Source organism: Streptomyces violaceorubidus (genome assembly GCF_000717995.1).
In the GTDB taxonomy this organism is placed as follows: domain Bacteria; phylum Actinomycetota; class Actinomycetes; order Streptomycetales; family Streptomycetaceae; genus Streptomyces; species Streptomyces violaceorubidus.
In genome coordinates, this window is the sequence record NZ_JODM01000010.1 from 189,436 (window position 1) to 207,035 (window position 17,600).

Consider the following 17,600-nt stretch of genomic DNA (forward strand, 5'->3'; position numbering starts at 1 on the left):
CGACGAGGGGAGCCTAACGGGCGTCAGGACAGCTGACCGTCGTAGTCCGGGAGCTTGAACGTCTTCTCGGCGTGGCCGCCCGGCAGGTCGGTGGCGCTGTTGCCGATGTTCGCGACGATCGTGTAGCCGTTCGACTCGATCTCGGCGCGCTGTTCGGTCTTGTACTGGGCGACGTCCTTGAACAGGTCGAGGAAGCCGCGGACGTACAGCCCGGAGGACTCGTAGCCGGCGTGGGCGAGGTTCCACTCGGTGGGCGCCTCGACGATGCCGGGGCGGGCGGTCACGAAGAACAGGGCGACGCCGTGCTCCTGCGCGTACTCGGCGACCTCCAGGACCGGCCGGTTGGCGGGCTGCGGGTAGCTGAAGCCGAAGTCGGTCTCCAGGGAGGTGTTGTCGATGTCGAGGACGATCGCCTGCTTCTCGCCGGGCGCCCGGTCGGCGATCCGCTCCTTCAGGTACGGCAGGGCCCCGTCCATCACGGCCCGGCAGTCGCGCTGCCAGGTGTCGTAGTCGACGTCGGCCGCGGCGGCGGCCGTCACCGCCGTGCGGGGCGCGTCGGCCGGGGCGGCGACGGCGACGGACGGCGTGACCGTGGCGGTGAGCGCCGCCACGGTGACGGCGGACGCCGCGGCGACACGCGTCCACGTACGGCGCGCGGCCCCTCTGGCCCGGCCGCTCTGTGCGGCCTGTTCGGCCTGTTCGGTCGGTTCGGTGTGGTCGGTCATGGGGGGTGGGGTCCTCTCCTGCCTGCGCGGATGCCTGACGGGCAAAGTTGTCGCGTGCATGCTTGCCCCGGCAAGTGGCCGTACGGCAACGATTGGGTTACTGAGCAGTAGTCGGCTGTGACGCCGACCACGCTCCGAGCCCGGGTGAACCCCCTTGGGCGGAGGGCGGGTTAGCCGGGACGGGAGTAGCCCCGGTCACATTCACCGGCCCTTCGGCCGCGGTCCCCGGTGATGTGCCGCACAGGCCGATCGGGGTGTACTACGGGGAATAGTGGTCGCCACAAGAACTACGAAAACGGACATACCGGAGCGGGTGGCAGGGGGGTTTGCAGGGCTCTGAGCTGCTTTTGTCCAAAATGGCAGCTCTGGCGTGGGTCATGAAGTTTCACACTGAAGTACTAAATAGGGTCGTAGGTCACACCTTTGTGCGGTTCGGGGTCGGCGGGTTACCAAGGTTGAGCCCGCCCGGTGAGCGCCTGGTGCGTCCCGCCGGTGGGCATTCCTCTGCACCCGTCCCCATGAGGTTCGAATGTTCCCGCGTGTCACGTCCCGTTCTTCCCGTACGACCATCCGCACCCGCGCCGCGGTGATGGCCGCCGGCCTCGGAGCCTCGGTCGCACTGGGAGCCGGGGTCGCGGCCGCCACCGGCACCACGGCGGCCTCGAACACCTCCTCCTCCGTCGCGAGCGCCGTAGAGGCCCAGGCCGTGGCGCAGGCCAAGGCGGCGAAGGCCGAGAAGGCCGCCGCGAGCGCCAAGCAGACCACCACCGCCAAGAAGACGGCCACCAAGAAGAAGGCCGCCTCCTGGGTCGACCCGGTCAAGAAGTACGAGCTGAGCGCCAGCTTCGCCCAGAACGGCGGCATGTGGGCGCACAAGCACAGCGGCCAGGACTTCGCCGTGCCGATCGGCACCAACGTCGTCGCCGCCCATGGCGGCACGGTCGTCAAGGCCGGCGGCAACGGCGCCGGTGACGGTCCCGCCTACGGCAACGCGATCGTCATCAAGCACGGCAACGGCACGTACTCCCAGTACGCGCACCTGTCCAAGATCAACGTGAAGATCGGCCAGATCGTGAAGACCGGCCAGTCGATCGCCAAGTCCGGCAACACCGGCAACTCCAGCGGTCCGCACCTGCACTTCGAGATCCGGACCACCCCGAACTACGGCTCGGCCGTGGACCCCGTCGCCTTCCTGCGCGCCAAGGGCGTGACCGTCTGACGGGCGGGGCTACGCGCCCGCGGCTCCCCGGTGGGCCTGGGTGATCAGATCGGTGGCGACCTCGAGAACGGCAGCACGCTGTTCCTCGGGGTCGCCTTCGAGGTCCCGGAGCACGAACATCCCGGCGTGCAGCGTGAACAGCGCCGTGATGCAGCGGACCTGGTCGACCATGTCCGCCTCGGGGTCCATGAGGATGTCGCGCAGGCCGAACATCCGGTTCTTGAACAGCTCGCCGATGCGCAGGTCCCGCACCGTGGCCTGGTTCTCCTGCATGAAGCGGAACAGCGGCGCCGCGCCGGCCAGCGCCTCGCTGTAGCGGCGGATGATCTCCTGCTTCGTCTCCAGGCTGTGCGGCTGCTCCCGCCCCCAGTCGATCAGGTCCTCCAGCGGCCGCGAGAGGTCCTCGAAGATGCTGACGAGGATCTCTTCCTTGGTCTTGAAGTGGTAGTAGAGCGCGGCCTTGGTCACGTCCAGACGCTCGGCGATCTCGCGCAGGGAGGTCTTCTCGTACCCCTGCTCCGCGAAGAGTTCGAGCGCCACGTCCTGGATGCGCTGGCGGGTGTCCCCGCGGCGTCGCTGCTGCTTGGTGCCGTTCATGGTGCCGCCCATCCTCCTACGCACCTCCTGCCCCGCGCACTTTCCGAAAAACTTACTTGACGCCCGGCTAGTTACGCTCCTACCTTCCCAGTGTAGACAACTTGCCGGTCGGCAAGTAAGTGGCAGGTGGCACAGCGCTAGCTGGGGGAGTAGGAGAGATGGCCGAGAAGACGGAGGCGGCGACCGGCGAAGCCGGCGTCGGCAAGCAGCCGAGGAGCGTGCGGGTCGTCCTGCTCGCCCTCATGATCGCGATGATGCTCGCGATGCTCGACAACATGATCATCGGCACCGCGATGCCGACGATCGTGGGCGAGCTGGGCGGCCTGGAGCACCTCTCCTGGGTCGTCACCGCCTACACCCTGGCCACCGCGGCCTCCACCCCGCTGTGGGGCAAGCTCGGCGACATGTACGGGCGCAAGGGCTCGTTCATGACGTCGATCGTGATCTTCCTGGTCGGCTCGGCGCTCAGCGGCATGGCCCAGGACATGGGCCAGCTCATCGGCTTCCGCGCCGTCCAGGGCCTGGGCGCCGGCGGTCTGATGGTCGGCGTCATGGCGATCATCGGCGACCTGATACCCCCCAGGGAGCGCGGCAAGTACCAGGGCATGATGGCCGGCGTCATGGCGCTGGCGATGATCGGCGGACCGCTGATCGGCGGCACCATCACCGACCACTGGGGCTGGCGCTGGTCCTTCTACATCAACCTGCCGCTCGGCGCGGTCGCCCTGGTCGCCATCAGCGCCGTGCTGCACCTGCCGAAGAAGCGCAGCAAGGCCCGGATCGACTACCTGGGCGCCGCGCTGCTGACCATCGGCATCACCGCCATCGTGCTCGTCACCACCTGGGGCGGCACCGAGTACGCCTGGACCTCCGCGCGGATCATGGAGCTGATCGGCATCGGCGTCGCCGCGCTGGTCGGGTTCGTGTTCTGGCAGACCAAGGCCGCGGAGCCGGTCGTGCCGCTGCACATCTTCCGCAGCCGCAACTTCACGCTGATGTCGCTCATCGGCTTCATCACCGGCTTCGTGATGTTCGGCGCCACCCTCTTCCTGCCGCTGTACCAGCAGGCGGTGCAGGGTGCGTCCGCCACCAACTCCGGACTGCTGCTCCTGCCCATGCTGGGCGCGATGCTCGTCACGTCGATGGTCGCCGGGCGGGTCACCACCAGCACCGGCCGCTACAAGATCTTCCCGGTGGTGGGCGGCGTACTGATGACGGCCGGCCTGTTCCTGCTGTCGACCATGGACACCGACACCACCCGCTTCACCTCCGGCCTGTACATGGCCGTCGTGGGTCTCGGCATGGGCTGCCTGATGCAGATCACCATGCTGGTGGCGCAGAACAGCGTGGAGATGAGGGACATGGGCGTCGCGTCCTCCTCCACCACCCTCTTCCGCACCCTCGGCTCCTCCTTCGGCGTCGCGATCATGGGCGCGCTGTTCAACAACCGCGTCCAGGACACGATGGCCGAGCGGGCCGCGGGGTCGGGTGCCAAGGTGACGGAGCAGTCGGCGACGCTGACCGCGGACGCGCTGAACGCGCTGCCCGCGGCGGTCCGCGACGCCTACCAGCACGCGGTGTCCTCCGGCACCCACGGCGCGTTCCTCCTCGGCTCCGTGGTGGCCGTCCTCGCACTGGTCGCGGCGGTCTTCGTGAAGGAGGTCCCCCTCAAGGGCGCGGGCCCGAAGGCGGCCGACGCCCCAGCCGACGGCGACGACGGCACGGCCCCGGCGAAGGCACCGGTGGCCGAGACCGTCTGACCTCGCGGCGGCACGCCGCCCATCCCCTCACCGGACCCCCGGGTGGCCACGGCCGCCCGGGGGTCTTCGGCGTCGCCACACTCGAACCACACCGTCTTGCCGCGTCCGTCCGGGGTCGGCGTGACGCCCCACCGGTCGGTCACCGCCGCGACGATCACCAGCCCTCGCCCGCCCTCGCCCAGCGCCTCGGCGGCCCCGGGAACCGGCAGTACCGGGCAGTCGTCGGCGACCTCCACCCGCACCGCGCCGGGCCGCAGCAGGAAGCACACGCGACCACGCCGTCCGGGCACATGCCGTACGACGTTGGCGACCAGCTCCGTGAGCGCCAGCTCGGCGGCGTCGGACACCTCGGCCAGACCGGAGCGCACGAGGTACAGCCGCAGGACGCGGCGCAGATGGCGGGCCGAGTGCGCGCCCATGGCGAACTCGGCGTGGTACTGGCTCTCAACGTCCGCCGCCCGCGGACCGGTTACGTGGTTCACGCCACAACTCTGCGACGCACTGCTTACGCTCGACTACGCACAGGAACGAACGCCGCGAGGTGTTGCCGCCCGTCCGCAGTCCCCCGCAGTTCCCCGCAGTCCCGGAGTGAGGTGCCGCAGTGGCCAACATCCAGTCCCTCGACCCGACCGCGTCCCCGCTCGACTACTACGGCTGGGAGCTGCGCCGCCAGCGCGAGGCCCACGGCCTCAAGCAGGGCCAGCTCGGCGACATCATCTTCTGCACCGGGTCACTGGTCGGCCAGATCGAGACCACGAAGAAGGTCCCGACGCGGGACTTCTCCGAACGGGTGGACGCCGCGCTGGGCACGGACGGCCTGTTCTCCCGCCTGATCGGACTCGTCCTGCGCAGCCAACTCCCCACGTGGTTCCAGCCGTACGCGGAGATGGAGGCGAAGGCGGCGTACATCTCGACGTACCAGGCGCAGTTGGTCTACGGGCTGTTGCAGACGGAGGAGTACGCGCGGGCGGTGCTCGGTGTCGAGGGCGGCAACGTGAACGAGATGGTCGCCGCCCGGCTGGAACGCCAGCGCATTCTCCAGCGCGACCAGCCTCCCGCGCTGTGGGTCGTCCTGGACGAGGCGGCCCTGCTGCGGGAGATCGGCGGGCCGGACGTCATGCGCGGCCAACTCGCCCACTTGTTGGGCTTCGCGACCGCTCCCTGGGTCCAGATCCAGATCCTGCCGCTTGCGGCGGGCCAACACGCGGGCATGATGGGTACGTTCACGCTTCTCCGGTTCGACGCCGATCCCGATCTTTTCTACAAGGACGGCTACGACTGCGGGCACATGACCGCCAGTCCGGACGTGATCAAGGAACGTTCATTCGGCTACGCTCGACTGCAAGCCTCAGCCCTCTCCCCCGAGGACTCGGCGAGACTGATCACCCGCGTGATGGAGGAACGCTATGCGGTCCCGCACAGCACTGAGCAATGTTGAGTGGCGCAAGTCCAGTTACAGCGGGAGCAATGGCGGCGAATGCGTGGAGTGCGCCGTCACCGACGGTGCCTCCTGGCGCGCCGCCTCGTACAGCGGGCCCAACGGCGGCGACTGCCTCGAAGTAGCCGACGGCTGCCCCACCGGCGTCGTCCCCGTGCGGGACAGCAAGAACCCGGACGGTCCGGTCGTCACCGTGGGTGCCGGTGCCTGGCAGGCCTTCGTCGACGCCCTGCGGTAGCCGTATCGCCGCCGGCGGAAAGGGGACGGCGTGGAGCCGACGGAACTGCGCCGGGCGGTCGAGGCCGCCCGGGCGACGGCTTCGGCGCTGGGTCTCAAGGTCGACGACGTGAGCGTCGTGCACGACTCGGACCGCGTCGCCCTGCGCCTGCTCCCGTGCGACGTCCTGGCCCGGGTCGCGCCGTCCCGGCACCTGGCCGATGCCGCGTTCGAAGTGGAGGTCGCCCACCGGCTCACCGAGGTCGACGCTCCGGTCGCCGAGCTGGACCCGCGGGTCGCCCCCCGGGTCCAGGTGCGGGACGGCTTCGCGCTCTCGCTGTGGACCTACTACGAACCGGTGGGACCGGAGATCGCGCCGGCCGACTACGCGGACGTGCTGGCGCGCCACCACGCCGCCCTGCGCCGGATCGACGTGGACGCACCGCACGTCACCGATCGGGTGGCCGTGGCGCTGGACGGTGTGGACGACCCGGAGCGGTCCCCCGAACTGTCCGCCGCCGACCGGCGATTCCTCCACGACACCCTGGGTGGTCTGAGCGCCGGGATCAGCGCCGACCGGGCACGCGACCAACTGCTGCACGGCGAGCCGCACCCCGGAAACCTCCTCGGCACGCGCAGGGGCCCGCTCTTCGTCGACCTGGCCACGTGCTGCCGCGGCCCGGTCGAGTTCGACCTCGCCCACGGCCCCGAAGAAGCGGCGGCGCACTACGCGGGTGCCGATCCCGCGCTGGTCCACCGGTGCCGCGCGTTGAACTGGGCGCTGTTCTCCGCCTGGCGCTGGCGCCGGGACGACCAGATGCCGGACCGGGACCACTGGAGGGCGGAGGGACTCGACCGGGTCCGTGCCGCACTCGACCGGAGGTGACCGCCGAGCGGGGCGTCACCGCCGAGCCGGGGGTCACAGCCTCCGGGACGCCCCCGGGGACACCTCCCCGGACGGCGAGGGCGACGAGGAGCCGCCGCCCGACCGCTCCGGCAGCATCGGATGGCTCCCCGTGTTGGTCGGGGCGTGCTCCGGCAGCCACAGGACGGCGACCGCACCCTCGGCCGGTATGTGCGCGGGGGCGCCGGCCGGGCGCACGTTGCGGAAGGTGAGCCGGGCGCCCAGAACCCGGGCCTGGCCCGCCGCGATGGTCAGCCCGAGCCCGTGCCCCCGGCCGGCCCGGTCCGTGCTGCCGGTGCGGAACCGGCTCGGTCCCTCGGCCAGCAGGTCCTCGGGGAAACCCGGCCCGTGGTCGCGGACCCGGATCACCCGGCCCTCGACGCTGACCTCGACGGGCGAGCGGCCGTGCCGGGCGGCGTTGGCGAGCAGGTTGAACAGCACGCGCTCCAGGCGGCGCGGGTCGGTGGTGACCTCGGACTCGTGGATCACCCGCACCTGCACCGCCGGGTCCTTGGCCGCCACCCGCCGGGTCACGAAGTCGCCCAGCATGATGTCCTGCAACTCGGCCCGCTCCGAGGCCCCGTCGAGCCGCGCCACCTCCAGGACGTCCTCGACGAGCGTGCGCATCGCCTTCGCCCGGTCGAGGACCAGCTCGGTCGGCCGGCCCGGCGGCAGCAGCTCGGCGGCCGTGAGCAGGCCGGTCACCGGGGTGCGCAGCTCGTGCGCGATGTCCGCCGTGACCCGGCGCTCGGCCTCGATGCGCTGCTGCAAGGCGTCGGCCATCGCGTCCACGGCGCGCGCGACGTCGTCCGTCTCGTCCCGCACGACGCCCCCGATGGCCTCCCGCACCCGGACGTCGGCCTCGCCGTTGGCCACCTGGTTCGCGGCGGCGGCGGCCTTGCGCAGCCGGCGCGACAGCTGGCCGCCGATGAGCACGCCCAGCGCGCTGCCGCCGAGGACGACCGCGATGGAACCGATGACCAGCGCCTGGTCCAGGTCGCTGAGGATGTCCGCGCTGCGGTCGGTGAAACCGGAGCGCAGCGACATCACGTGCCCGTCCTTGAGCGGCACGGCCGCCCAGATGTCCGGCACGCCGTTCGACCGCTCGGAGACGTAGGTGGCCCGCCGTCCCGCCTCGACCTTGCGGCGCAGCTCCGGCGGCAGCTCGGGGTCGTCGATCCGGGCGTTGGGGAAGTTCTGCCGCCCGGACAGCTCGTAGTTGCGCTGGGCGATCAGGACCCGGTCGTCGGCGAGGTCACGGGCGTTGTCGAGCATCGAGACGCGGGCGGCGTTGTGCACGACCAGGCTCAGCGCGACCGCCACCAGCGCGCCGACCAGCGCGATGGCCGCGCTCAGCTTCCAGCGCAGCCCGGTGCGCATGCCGCGGGCACGCAGCCCGCGCGCCCCGGCAGGGCGCGTACGCCCGTCCGGCTCCGCATGCTCGCCCGCTCCCGCCTGCTCGCCCGCTCCCGTGTGGTCGTACGGGCGCCCCGGAGGTGAGGCGGTCCGGCGTCGGAAGAACCCCCGCATATCCCTGTATCCCCGCTCAGGCCTTCAACTTGTAGCCGAAGCCACGGACCGTCTCGATCCGGTCCTGGCCGATCTTGGTCCGCAGCCGCTGCACATGCACGTCGACGACCCGGGTGTCCCCGCCCCAGCCGTAGTCCCACACCCGCTCCAGCAGCTTGTCGCGCGAGAGCACGGTGCCCGGCGCGGAGGAGAACTCCAGCAGCAGCCGCATCTCGGTCGGAGTGAGCCCGACGGGCCGCCCGGCCCGGCGCACCTCCATGCCGTCCGTGTCCACCTCCAGGTCGCCGAAGGTGAGCACGCCCCCGGTGCCCGCGGCACCGCCCGCCTCCGCCCGGTCGCCGCCCCCGGCGTGCCCGAAGCGCCGCAGCACCGCCCGGATCCGGGCGACCAGCACGGCCCCGTCGAAGGGCTTGGTCACGTAGTCGTCGGCGCCGGCCTCCAGGCCGAGCACCACGTCGATGGAGTCCGCCCGCGCCGACAGCATGATCACCGGCACCGTGGACTCGTCCCGGATCCGCCGGCACAGGCTGACGCCGTCGAGGCCGGGGAGCATGACGTCTAGGAGGGCGATGTCGGGGCGGTCGGCCCGGAAGGACTCCAGGCCCGAGAGCCCGTCGGGCATCGCGGTCACCGCGAAGCCGTCCCGCTCCAGGGCGAGCTGGGTGGCCTCGCGGATGACGTCGTCGTCCTCGACGAACAGGACGTGGGTCTGGTCTGCCATCCCGGTGCTCTCAGTCCTCATCAGGGGGTGTGGTCGGTCGGACGGGCCGGTCGCCGGATCGCCTACGGCGCCTTCACCCGGTCATCGGTACGAGCGGCCCGATCGGTTCACGTCGGCCGGTGCGACGCAGCGGTTCAGCTGTCCGGCTCCGGAGCCGGGGTGGGCGCGTTCCCCGCGGCCTTGCTGTACTCGTTGTGGGTGCGGTACTCCTCGGCGAACCGGCCCGACGCCCAGCGGTAGGTGATCACGTTCTCGCTGGACGGACTCGACACCGGGTCGCCCTTGTCGTACACCTGCTTGGTCACCACCAGGTCGCCGCGGTCGATCTCCGCGTACACCGGAGGCTCCTCGGCCTTGAACACATTCTGGTACGCGCCGTCCTCCTCGCGATACACGTAACTGCCCACCCCCACCGCGTCACCGCAGGTCAGCACGTTGACGACGACGTCGTCCGCCGAGCCGTCCGTCAGCTTCCCGTACGTCACGTCGACGGGGTACTCGTCGGCGACGCACGGCTTCAGCTCGCGCTTGACCTCCGGGGACACCTGGGGGTCGGCCTTGACGAGCCGCACCGCGTCCACGCGGTCGGGGACCTTCGAGGGGGAGGGCGACGCCTTCGCCGCGGGCGCGGGGGACGACGAGGCCGCGCCGCCCACCGTGTCCGCGTGGGCCGGCCCCTCGTCCCGGGCGCCGGTGCCGCCGGTCCCGCAGCCCGACAGGGAAACGCCGAGGGCGACGAACACGGCCACCGCCGTACTCGCCGCCTGCGTGGTTCTCCCGGTCCCCCCGGGTGTCCGACCGTCGGTCAGGCCGCGCAACGCTCCCGCTCCTCACGCTCCAGCGCCCGTGCGTCCAGATCGCGGGCGACCAGCTCCTCGCGGAGCCGGGCGAGCGCCCGGTGCAGCGTGCTCTTGACCGTTCCCGCCGACATGCCGAGGGCGGCGGCGGTCTCCTCCGTCGACATCTGCTCCCAGTGTCGCAGCACCACGACGCTGCGCTGCTTCGGGGCGAGCACCTTCAGGACGTCCATCAGCAGGGCGCGGTCCGCGTGCTGCTCGGTGGCGTCGTCCATGGGGGACTCGGGGAGCTGCTCGGTCGGCACCTCCTCCAGCTTCCGCGCCCGCCACCACTCGGTCCGGGTGTTGATCATCACCCGGCGCAGGTAGGCGTCCGCCAGCCGCTTGTCCTCGATGGTCTCCCAGCGCCCGTACGTCCGCGCCAGCGCGGTCTGCAGCAGGTCCTGGGCATCGACGGGGTCGGGGACCAGGCGCCTGGCGCTGCGCAGCAGCGCGTCCTGCCGGGTACGGACGTACTCCTCGAACTCGAGCACCTCGCCCATGTCAACCGCCTTCCGATCCCCGTAACTCCGACGGTGGTCACCGCCGGCCCACTGCCTGTGGTCCGTTGTCGCCATGCCCTTTGGGCACGCAAACGAAGGTAGGGAAGCGTTGTCACGGCGCTGTGCGAAGCAGCCTGCGGCAAACCCTCGGCTGTCCGTCGGTTGTGTAACGGAAGGAGGAACCGGGCAAATCAATGCACCACTTGATGGTGACATCAGGTGATTCGCCTGATATCCGGGCCGTCACGGAGATGACACGGGAGCTGCCGCGCGTCAGCTCATCGGCAGCCGGTACAACCCGTCCGCCAACGGCTCCACCAGCCCGTCGGCCACCAGGCCGTCCAGGGCGCGGGCCCGCTGGAGCGGTTCCTGCCACACCTGGTCGAGGGCCGCCTGCGACACCGGCCCGGCCGCGTCCCGCAGCACCGCGAGCAGTCGCCCGCGCACCTGCCGGTCGGTGCCCGCGTACGTCTGGCCGCGCCGCGGCGGCCCGTCGTGGGCGGGCTTGCCGGCCAGCCGCCAGGCGCACTGGGCGGCGATCGGGCAGCGGTGGCACGACTCGTTCTTCGCCGTGCAGACCAGCGCGCCCAGCTCCATCGAGGCGGCGGCCCAGCGGGCGGCGCTCGCCTCCTCGGCGGGCAGCAGCGCCCGGGCCAGCCTCCGCTCGGCGGCGGTGGTGGCGTTCGGCGGGTACTGCACGCCGGTGACCGCGCGCGCGAAGACTCGGCGGACGTTGGTGTCCAGGACGGCGTGCCGCTGTCCGTAGGCGAAGGAGGCGACCGCCGCGGCCGTGTACTCGCCGATGCCGGGCAGCGCCAGCAGCTGGGCGTGGTCGGAGGGTACGTCGCCGCCGTGCCGTTCCGTTATGGCCGCGGCGGCACCGTGCAGACGCAGGGCGCGGCGCGGGTAGCCGAGCCGGCCCCAGGCGCGCACGGCCTCACCGGGCGCCTCGGCGGCCAGGTCGGCGGGACGCGGCCAGCGGGCCAGCCACTGCTCGTAGACGGGCAGGACGCGGCTGACCGGAGTCTGCTGGAGCATGAACTCACTGACCATCACGCCCCAGGCGCCCGCCTCGGGACGCCGCCAGGGCAGATCGCGGGCGTGCTCGTCGAACCAGTCGATGACGGGGGCGTGCAGCGGCACACCGGACGCGGCGGGGTCGGAGGGTCCGCCTGGCGAGGGCTTCGTGGGCGCAGTCATGACCCTCCGATCCTGCCACGGGAGGACCTCCGCACGGGAACACCGCCACCGGGTGGGTTCCGGACGGTCTCCGGAATGATGATCCGTAAAAGTTGAGAGCCGGAACGGCGGGTGGGACGGGGGAACGCGCCGATCTCTCGTACAGTTTGCGCCGTGGGATCTCTGCGCAATCCGGTCGGGCCGCTTCCCTCCTCCATCTACTGGCGACGGAGGGCCGTACTGCTGTCTCTTTTCGCCCTGTTGGTGCTGTTGGTCACGTGGATCGTGGTCTCCGGCGGCGGGGGCGGCGGCAAGGGCCGGGACGACGGGGCCAACGGCAAGAACCCGGCACCGTCGATCACCCCGGGCCCCTCGGGTTCCGGCCCGGCGATCAGCCAGGCCCCGGGCGGGCGCGACGAGTCGGGGGACTCCAACGGCTCCGGTTCCGGGGCGGGTTCCGGCAACGACGGTTCCGGTTCCGGTTCCGGCGGCGGCGATTCGGGCGGTGACGGCGGCGAGTCGGGTGGTGACGGCGGCGAGTCGGGTGGTGACGGCGACGGGTCGGGCAGTGCCGGAGGCGGCGGCGCGGTCACCGGCGTCGGCGCGGGTGACGCCCTGCCGGCCGGGTCGGCCCTGCCCAACTGCACGCCGGGTGCCGTGAAGTTGAGCCTGCGCAGCGTCCGCAACAGCTACTCGCCCGGACAGACCCCCGCGTTCGAACTGACCGCGCGGAACACCTCGGGCAGCGACTGCAAGGTCGATCTCGGCCCGAAGCACGCGGTGTTCACGATCACCCCGGCCAGCGGCGACGACGCCTACTGGGCCTCCGACGACTGCGTCGAGGGCGCGGGCAGCCTGCGCTACCGGGTGGCCGCCGGCAGCGGCATCACCTACACCGTGAAGTGGGACCGCAGGCCGAGCGCCCCCGAGTGCGGTACGCCCCCGGCGGGATCGGCCAAGGCGGGCACCTACCTGGTGGAGGCCAAGGCGCCCGGCTTCGAGAAGGTGCAGACGTCCTTCGTCCTGAAGAACGACTGACGGGAGCCGCGTCCGCGGCCCCGCTCAGCGTCAGACGTAACGCTCCAGGATCGACGACTCCGCCAGCCGCGACAGCCCCTCCCGCACGCTGCGCGCCCGCGCCTCGCCGACACCGTCCACCGTCTGGAGGTCGTCCACACTCGCCGCGAGCAGCTTCTGCAGGCCGCCGAAGTGCTCCACCAGCCGGTCGATGATCGCGCCCGGCAGCCGCGGCACCTTGGCCAGCAGCCGGAATCCGCGCGGCGACACCGCGGAGTCCAGCGTCTCGGGCGACCCGGTGTACCCCAGGGCCCGCGCCACCGTGGACAGTTCCAACAGCTCGGCATGGCTGAGCTTGTCCAGCTCGGCGAGCGCCTCGTCGACCGTACGGGACCGCTTGGCGGTCGGCTCGGGCACGTAGTCCCGCACGACCAGCTCGCGCTCCGGCTCCACACCGGCGATCAACTCGTCCAGCTGCAGCGCCAGCAGCCGCCCGTCCGTCCCCAGCTCCACCACGTACTCGGCGATCTCGGTGGCGATCCGGCGCACCATCTCGAGCCGCTGCGCGACCGCCGAGACGTCCCGCACCGTCACCAGGTCCTCGATCTCCAACGCCGACAGCGTGCCCGCTACCTCGTCGAGGCGCAGCTTGTACCGCTCCAGGGTCGCCAGCGCCTGATTGGCCCGCGACAGGATCGCGGCCGAATCCTCCAGCACCCTGCGCTGCCCGTCCACGTACAACGCGATCAGCCGCATGGACTGCGAGACCGACACGACGGGGAACCCGACCTGCTTGCTGACCCGGTCCGCCGTACGGTGCCGCGTACCGGTCTCCTCCGTGGGAATGGTCGGATCCGGAAGGAGCTGCACCCCCGCCCGCAGGATCTTCGACAGGTCCGACGACAGCACGATGCCGCCGTCGAGCTTGCACAGCTCCCGCAGCCGGGTCGCGGTGAACTCGACGTCCAGCACGAAACCGCCCGTGCACATCTGCTCGACGGTCTTGTCGGAACCCAGCACGATCAGGCCGCCGGTGTTGCCGCGCAGGACCCGCTCCAGGCCGTCGCGCAGGGGCGTGCCGGGCGCCACGGCGCTCAGTGAGGCGCGCATCAGGCCATCGGCACCGGCACTCCCACCGGACTTTCCGGGAGCTGCTGCCCGGTCGTTGGCTGCCACTGCACTCCTCCGGTCGCAGGTTCTTCTGGCGCTCCCGTGTCGCACACTCGGTCGTACGGACGGGCGAGACCAGGGCAAAGTCTACCGGCGGTCCTCCTGCTCCCGTGGGGCCTCTCGCCGACGCGAGCGCGGAAGCACCCGCAGGGCGTCCCCCATGTCCGCGACTTCCAGGACCTTCATGCCGTCAGGGACCCTGCCCGGATCGGCCGGTACCAGGGCGTGCGTGAAGCCCAGCCGATGCGCTTCGGAGAGCCTCCGCTGCACCCCCGTGACCCGTCTCACCTCTCCGGCGAGGCCGACTTCGCCGATCGCGACGAGGTTCTTGGGCAGCGGGGTGTCACTGGCCGCACTCGCCAACGCCAGCGCGACGGCGAGGTCGGCGGCCGGCTCGGAGAGCTTCACCCCGCCCACCGTCGCACTGTAAATATCCCTTTTGCCCAGCGCGCTGATGCGCCCGCGCTGCTCCAGCACGGCCAGCATCATGGACACCCGCGAGGTCTCGAGCCCCGAGGTCGTACGCCGCGGCGACGGAATCTGCGAGTCCACGGTCAGTGCCTGCACCTCGGCGACCAGCGGCCGGCGCCCCTCCAGGGTGACGGTCAGACACGTGCCGGGCACCGGCTCGGCCCGCCGGGTGAGGAACAGCCCGCTGGGATCGGCGAGCCCCGTGATCCCCTCGTCGTGCAACTCGAAGCAGCCGACCTCATCCGTCGTCCCGTACCGGTTCTTGACCCCCCGCACGAGCCTCAGCCGCGCATGCCGGTCGCCCTCGAAATGCAGCACGACGTCCACGAGGTGCTCCAGCAGCCGCGGCCCCGCGATGGCCCCGTCCTTGGTGACGTGGCCCACCAGCAGCGTGGACATGCCGCGTTCCTTGGAGGCCCGGATCAGTGCCCCCGCCACCTCCCGCACCTGTGCCATGCCGCCCGGGGCACCGTCGATCTCGGGCGAGGCCACCGTCTGCACGGAGTCCAGGATCAGCAGCGACGGCTTGACGGCATCGAGGTGCCCGAGCACCGCCGCGAGGTCCGTCTCCGCGGCCAGGTACAGATGATCGTCGATGGCGTGGATCCGGTCGGCCCGCAGCCGCACCTGGCTGGCCGACTCCTCACCGGTGACGTAGAGCGTCCGGTGCTCGTCGCTCGCCGACTTGGCCGCCACGTCCAGCAGCAGCGTGGACTTGCCCACCCCGGGCTCCCCGGCGACCAGCACCACGGCCCCCGGCACCAGCCCGCCCCCGAGCACCCGGTCCAGCTCGGGCACACCGGTGGAACGGGCGGTCGCCTGCCGACCGTCGACCTGCCCGATCGGCACGGCGGACGTGGTCACGCGCCCCGGACTGGTCGTACGCACGGCGGGCGCGCCGTACTCCTCGACCGTGCCCCATGCCTGGCATTCGGGGCAGCGGCCGAGCCACTTGGCCGTCTGCCAGCCGCACTCGGTGCAGCGGTAGGACGGCCGTTCCTTGGCGGACTTCGTACGGGCAGCCATGCACGAACCGTAACCGCCCCCACTGACAGCGTGCCCCGGGCAGTCCGCTCCGAGGTCACCCGGGGGTGGGCGCGGGTTGGCCGCACGGCGGCGTCGCCCGCGCGGGTGTGGGCGCGGGGGTGGGGACGCAGCCCGGCGGAGCGGGGTGCCGCTGCGCCCACCCGTGCCGCCTGGGGGTACCTCCCAGGCCGTTCAGGCACTGGGGGAGGCAACGACTGCCCGCAGCTGGGGCGGGACGGCGGGAGAGCCGCGTACGGCGAGCGGGGGACGCGGGGCGTGGGCGGCAGCAGCCGCGTACGGCGGGACGAGGCACCGGAGGGACGGCGGGAGAGCCGCGTACGGCGAGCGGGGGACGCGGAGCGTGGGCGGCAGCAGCCGCGTACGGCGGGACGAGGCACCGGAGGGACGGCGGGAGAGTGTCCCCTTATGAGGGATCGTTTCACCCGTACGGATTAAAAGTGCCCAACGCGCCAGTTCGCGCCACCCATAGCCCCCTACGGTCGCCGAGTGATGAGGAGCAGTCCGGAAACCACGACCCGCACGACCGGCGCACACCGGGCGCACCGGGAAGCGCGTGACCGCACCGCGGCGAGGGCGGTGACGCAGCGCCCGCCCGCCGCGCAGCGCCCGTCCACGCGGTACGCGGCGTACGACGCGTATCTGGACGGCCTGTTCACGTACTGCCTGTCCGTGCTCTGCGACCACGACGCCGCGACCGCAGCCCTGGGCGACGTCCTCGCGCTCGCCGAGCGCCGCGGCCACCGCGCCCCCGCATCCGCGGCCGACCACAGGGCCTGGCTCTACGCCCTGGCCCGCTGGTCCTGCCTGCGCAAGCTGGCCGAGGCCAAGCAGAAACGTCCGAGCAGCCACGCGGCCGGCCGCCCCGCCCCCACCCACGACGAGGCCCACCAGCGACAGCGGCAGCGACACCGCAGCGAACTCGCCCTCCTCGCCTGGCCGGAGGCCGCCGGCACCACCCCCGAGCAGCGCGAGGCCCTCGAACTCGCGGTACGCCACCACCTGGCCCCGCACGAGGTCGCAGCCGTCCTCGGCACCGACCTCGCCGCCACCGGAGAACTGCTCGCCTCGGCCGCCTGCGAGGTGGAACGCACCCGCGCCGCCCTGGCCGTCGTGGAGACCGGCACCTGCGCCGGCGTCGCCCGCCTCACCGGGGACAACCGCTACGTCCTGAGCAGCGCCCTGCGCCGCGAGCTGGTCCGGCACGTCGACGACTGCCCGCGCTGCCGCCGGACCGCCGAGCGCGCGGTCCCCGGCCGCTGGCCCGGCACCAGCGTCACCCCCGCCGAGCTCCCCGTCCTGGAGGCCCCCCGCAGCGCCCTGCACGGCACCCCGGCCCACATCCCCCGCGCGCGCGGCAGCGCCCCCCGCTTCGACCGGCGCGGCTTCCCGATGGACCCCAAGGACCGCGCGGCCCGGCGGGACCGCCTGCGCGCCCGCGCCGTCACGACCACCGTCGTCGCCACCGTCGTGGCGGCCCCCGTGCTCGCCCTGTGGGCGGCCTACCGCGGGACCCCCGTCGTCGAGGGCGAGGAAGGCCGCCCGGCCAGCGCCAGCGAGGCGCAGGACCCGGACGGCCTGGGGGGCGAGTCGGCGGGCGGCGGCTACGGGTACGAGAACGCCGGCAACGCGAGCACCACCCCGGGCACCGGCTTCGGCAAGAACGGCGAGGCCGACGTCTCCGTGGAGGTCGTCGGCGTCTCCGGCGCCGGTAAGGGCGCCGGCCGCCTCGGGGTGACGGCCGACCACGACGGCGACATCACGCTGGTCACCCTGACCGCGACCGGCGACGCCCCGGTGCGCTGGTCCGTGTCCGTCGGCGCCTCCTGGCTGTACCTGAGCCGGTCCGCGGGCACCTTGCGCCCCGGCGAGGCCGTGACGGTCCGGGTGTACGTCGACCACCTGCGCGAGCCGTCCGGCCACTGGAGCGCTCGGGTCGCCGTATCGCCCGCCGGGGCCGTCGTGGCGATCACGGGGTACGGCCCCGCGCCCGCCCCGTCCCGTCCGGACCCGCGCCCCGGCACGCCCGGCGGCACCACGTCCCCGTCCCACCCGGGCCAGGACCCGGACCCGTCCCCCTCGCAGCCCGCCGATCCGGACCCGACGCCCACCGACGACCCGTCGCCGACGTCGCCCGACCCGGACCCGACGGCCACGGAGCCGTCCCCGACCGGTGCCCCGGACGGCTCGTCACCCCCGCCGGGCGACGGTGACAGCGGCACCCCGAGCCCGACCGGCTCGTAGGACCGGCGCGGGGCCCGGGGCGGCAC

The 17,600-nt window shown here is 72.4% G+C and carries 16 protein-coding genes and 1 pseudogene; 7 read left to right on the plus strand and 10 right to left on the minus strand.

Translation table 11 applies throughout. The features are described 5' to 3' along the window. Nucleotides 1-23: 23 nt before the first annotated feature. On the minus strand, nucleotides 24-725 hold the full coding sequence (locus IE94_RS0115840; protein ID WP_051777517.1) for an HAD family acid phosphatase: 702 nt from the start codon (nucleotides 723-725) through the stop codon (nucleotides 24-26). 529 nt (nucleotides 726-1,254) lie between these two features. Here IE94_RS0115840 and IE94_RS0115845 point away from each other — a divergent pair. Beyond that, nucleotides 1,255-1,944: a M23 family metallopeptidase gene (locus IE94_RS0115845; protein ID WP_030184178.1), complete on the plus strand. Its 690-nt coding sequence runs from the start codon at nucleotides 1,255-1,257 to the stop codon at nucleotides 1,942-1,944. Nucleotides 1,945-1,953: 9 nt separating this feature from the next. Here the strand turns inward: IE94_RS0115845 and IE94_RS0115850 are convergent, their stop codons facing one another. Next, on the minus strand, nucleotides 1,954-2,553 hold the full coding sequence (locus tag IE94_RS0115850; RefSeq protein ID WP_030184181.1) for a TetR/AcrR family transcriptional regulator: 600 nt from the start codon (nucleotides 2,551-2,553) through the stop codon (nucleotides 1,954-1,956). A 146-nt stretch (nucleotides 2,554-2,699) separates the two neighbouring features. On the opposite strand from IE94_RS0115850, the gene IE94_RS0115855 reads away from it, so the two are divergent. Continuing rightward, on the plus strand, nucleotides 2,700-4,301 hold the full coding sequence (locus IE94_RS0115855; protein ID WP_030184184.1) for an MDR family MFS transporter: 1,602 nt from the start codon (nucleotides 2,700-2,702) through the stop codon (nucleotides 4,299-4,301). Nucleotides 4,302-4,444: 143 nt separating this feature from the next. Here IE94_RS0115855 and IE94_RS38120 read toward each other — a convergent pair. Next, a pseudogene (locus tag IE94_RS38120) lies at nucleotides 4,445-4,720 on the minus strand (ATP-binding protein); the annotation flags it as partial. Between the two features lie 182 nt (nucleotides 4,721-4,902). On the opposite strand from IE94_RS38120, the gene IE94_RS0115860 reads away from it, so the two are divergent. The 3 genes from IE94_RS0115860 to IE94_RS0115870 are packed head-to-tail and all read left to right on the plus strand — an operon-like array spanning nucleotide 4,903 to nucleotide 6,841. Beyond that, entirely contained in the window at nucleotides 4,903-5,739 is an 837-nt protein-coding gene (locus IE94_RS0115860) for a helix-turn-helix domain-containing protein (protein WP_030184186.1), read from the plus strand. Continuing rightward, nucleotides 5,708-5,977: a DUF397 domain-containing protein gene (locus tag IE94_RS0115865; RefSeq protein ID WP_030184258.1), complete on the plus strand. Its 270-nt coding sequence runs from the start codon at nucleotides 5,708-5,710 to the stop codon at nucleotides 5,975-5,977. The genes IE94_RS0115860 and IE94_RS0115865 overlap by 32 nt, the downstream gene beginning before the upstream one ends. Nucleotides 5,978-6,007: 30 nt before the next feature. Beyond that, complete coding sequence (locus tag IE94_RS0115870) at nucleotides 6,008-6,841, plus strand: aminoglycoside phosphotransferase/kinase family protein (RefSeq protein ID WP_030184194.1); 834 nt, start codon at nucleotides 6,008-6,010, stop codon at nucleotides 6,839-6,841. 33 nt (nucleotides 6,842-6,874) lie between these two features. On the opposite strand, the gene cseC is transcribed toward IE94_RS0115870, so the two are convergent. The 5 genes from cseC to IE94_RS0115895 all read right to left on the minus strand — a co-directional run bounded on the left by cseC (nucleotide 6,875) and on the right by IE94_RS0115895 (nucleotide 11,649). Beyond that, nucleotides 6,875-8,389, minus strand: coding sequence for a two-component system sensor histidine kinase CseC (gene cseC, locus IE94_RS0115875; protein WP_030184195.1), 1,515 nt, complete (start codon nucleotides 8,387-8,389; stop codon nucleotides 6,875-6,877). Between the two features lie 16 nt (nucleotides 8,390-8,405). Next, nucleotides 8,406-9,110, minus strand: a complete 705-nt coding sequence (cseB, locus tag IE94_RS0115880) for a two-component system response regulator CseB (protein ID WP_030184198.1) — start codon at nucleotides 9,108-9,110, stop codon at nucleotides 8,406-8,408. Nucleotides 9,111-9,244: 134 nt separating this feature from the next. Next, nucleotides 9,245-9,928 (minus strand): hypothetical protein, encoded by a 684-nt coding sequence (locus IE94_RS0115885; protein ID WP_030184204.1) that lies wholly within the window; start codon nucleotides 9,926-9,928, stop codon nucleotides 9,245-9,247. Further along, on the minus strand, nucleotides 9,916-10,449 hold the full coding sequence (locus IE94_RS0115890; protein ID WP_003975479.1) for a SigE family RNA polymerase sigma factor: 534 nt from the start codon (nucleotides 10,447-10,449) through the stop codon (nucleotides 9,916-9,918). The genes IE94_RS0115885 and IE94_RS0115890 overlap by 13 nt, the downstream gene beginning before the upstream one ends. 273 nt (nucleotides 10,450-10,722) lie before the next feature. Further along, nucleotides 10,723-11,649 (minus strand): HhH-GPD family protein, encoded by a 927-nt coding sequence (locus tag IE94_RS0115895; protein WP_030184207.1) that lies wholly within the window; start codon nucleotides 11,647-11,649, stop codon nucleotides 10,723-10,725. 153 nt (nucleotides 11,650-11,802) lie between these two features. Between IE94_RS0115895 and IE94_RS40385 the strand changes: the two genes are divergently transcribed. Then, complete coding sequence (locus IE94_RS40385) at nucleotides 11,803-12,666, plus strand: hypothetical protein (protein ID WP_078606503.1); 864 nt, start codon at nucleotides 11,803-11,805, stop codon at nucleotides 12,664-12,666. 30 nt (nucleotides 12,667-12,696) lie between these two features. Here IE94_RS40385 and disA read toward each other — a convergent pair whose 3' ends face one another. Beyond that, nucleotides 12,697-13,821: a DNA integrity scanning diadenylate cyclase DisA gene (gene disA, locus IE94_RS0115905; RefSeq protein ID WP_030184212.1), complete on the minus strand. Its 1,125-nt coding sequence runs from the start codon at nucleotides 13,819-13,821 to the stop codon at nucleotides 12,697-12,699. 81 nt (nucleotides 13,822-13,902) lie between these two features. After that, nucleotides 13,903-15,312 (minus strand): DNA repair protein RadA, encoded by a 1,410-nt coding sequence (gene radA, locus IE94_RS0115910; RefSeq protein WP_030184215.1) that lies wholly within the window; start codon nucleotides 15,310-15,312, stop codon nucleotides 13,903-13,905. A 510-nt stretch (nucleotides 15,313-15,822) separates the two neighbouring features. On the opposite strand from radA, the gene IE94_RS0115915 reads away from it, so the two are divergent. Continuing rightward, nucleotides 15,823-17,574: a BACON domain-containing protein gene (locus IE94_RS0115915; protein WP_030184217.1), complete on the plus strand. Its 1,752-nt coding sequence runs from the start codon at nucleotides 15,823-15,825 to the stop codon at nucleotides 17,572-17,574. The last annotated feature ends 26 nt before the right edge of the window (nucleotides 17,575-17,600 follow it).

Excerpts from the sequence above, each read along its gene's own strand:
- IE94_RS0115840 (WP_051777517.1), bottom strand. The coding sequence starts at position 725 with ATGACCGACCACACCGAACCGACCGAACAGGCCGAACAGGCCGCACAG.
- IE94_RS0115845 (WP_030184178.1), top strand. The coding sequence starts at position 1,255 with ATGTTCCCGCGTGTCACGTCCCGTTCTTCCCGTACGACCATCCGCACC.
- IE94_RS0115850 (WP_030184181.1), bottom strand. The coding sequence starts at position 2,553 with ATGGGCGGCACCATGAACGGCACCAAGCAGCAGCGACGCCGCGGGGAC.
- IE94_RS0115855 (WP_030184184.1), top strand. The coding sequence starts at position 2,700 with ATGGCCGAGAAGACGGAGGCGGCGACCGGCGAAGCCGGCGTCGGCAAG.
- IE94_RS0115865 (WP_030184258.1), top strand. The coding sequence starts at position 5,708 with ATGCGGTCCCGCACAGCACTGAGCAATGTTGAGTGGCGCAAGTCCAGT.
- cseC (WP_030184195.1), bottom strand. The coding sequence starts at position 8,389 with ATGCGGGGGTTCTTCCGACGCCGGACCGCCTCACCTCCGGGGCGCCCG.
- cseB (WP_030184198.1), bottom strand. The coding sequence starts at position 9,110 with ATGGCAGACCAGACCCACGTCCTGTTCGTCGAGGACGACGACGTCATC.
- IE94_RS0115890 (WP_003975479.1), bottom strand. The coding sequence starts at position 10,449 with ATGGGCGAGGTGCTCGAGTTCGAGGAGTACGTCCGTACCCGGCAGGAC.
- IE94_RS0115895 (WP_030184207.1), bottom strand. The coding sequence starts at position 11,649 with ATGACTGCGCCCACGAAGCCCTCGCCAGGCGGACCCTCCGACCCCGCC.
- radA (WP_030184215.1), bottom strand. The coding sequence starts at position 15,312 with ATGGCTGCCCGTACGAAGTCCGCCAAGGAACGGCCGTCCTACCGCTGC.
- IE94_RS0115915 (WP_030184217.1), top strand. The coding sequence starts at position 15,823 with ATGAGGAGCAGTCCGGAAACCACGACCCGCACGACCGGCGCACACCGG.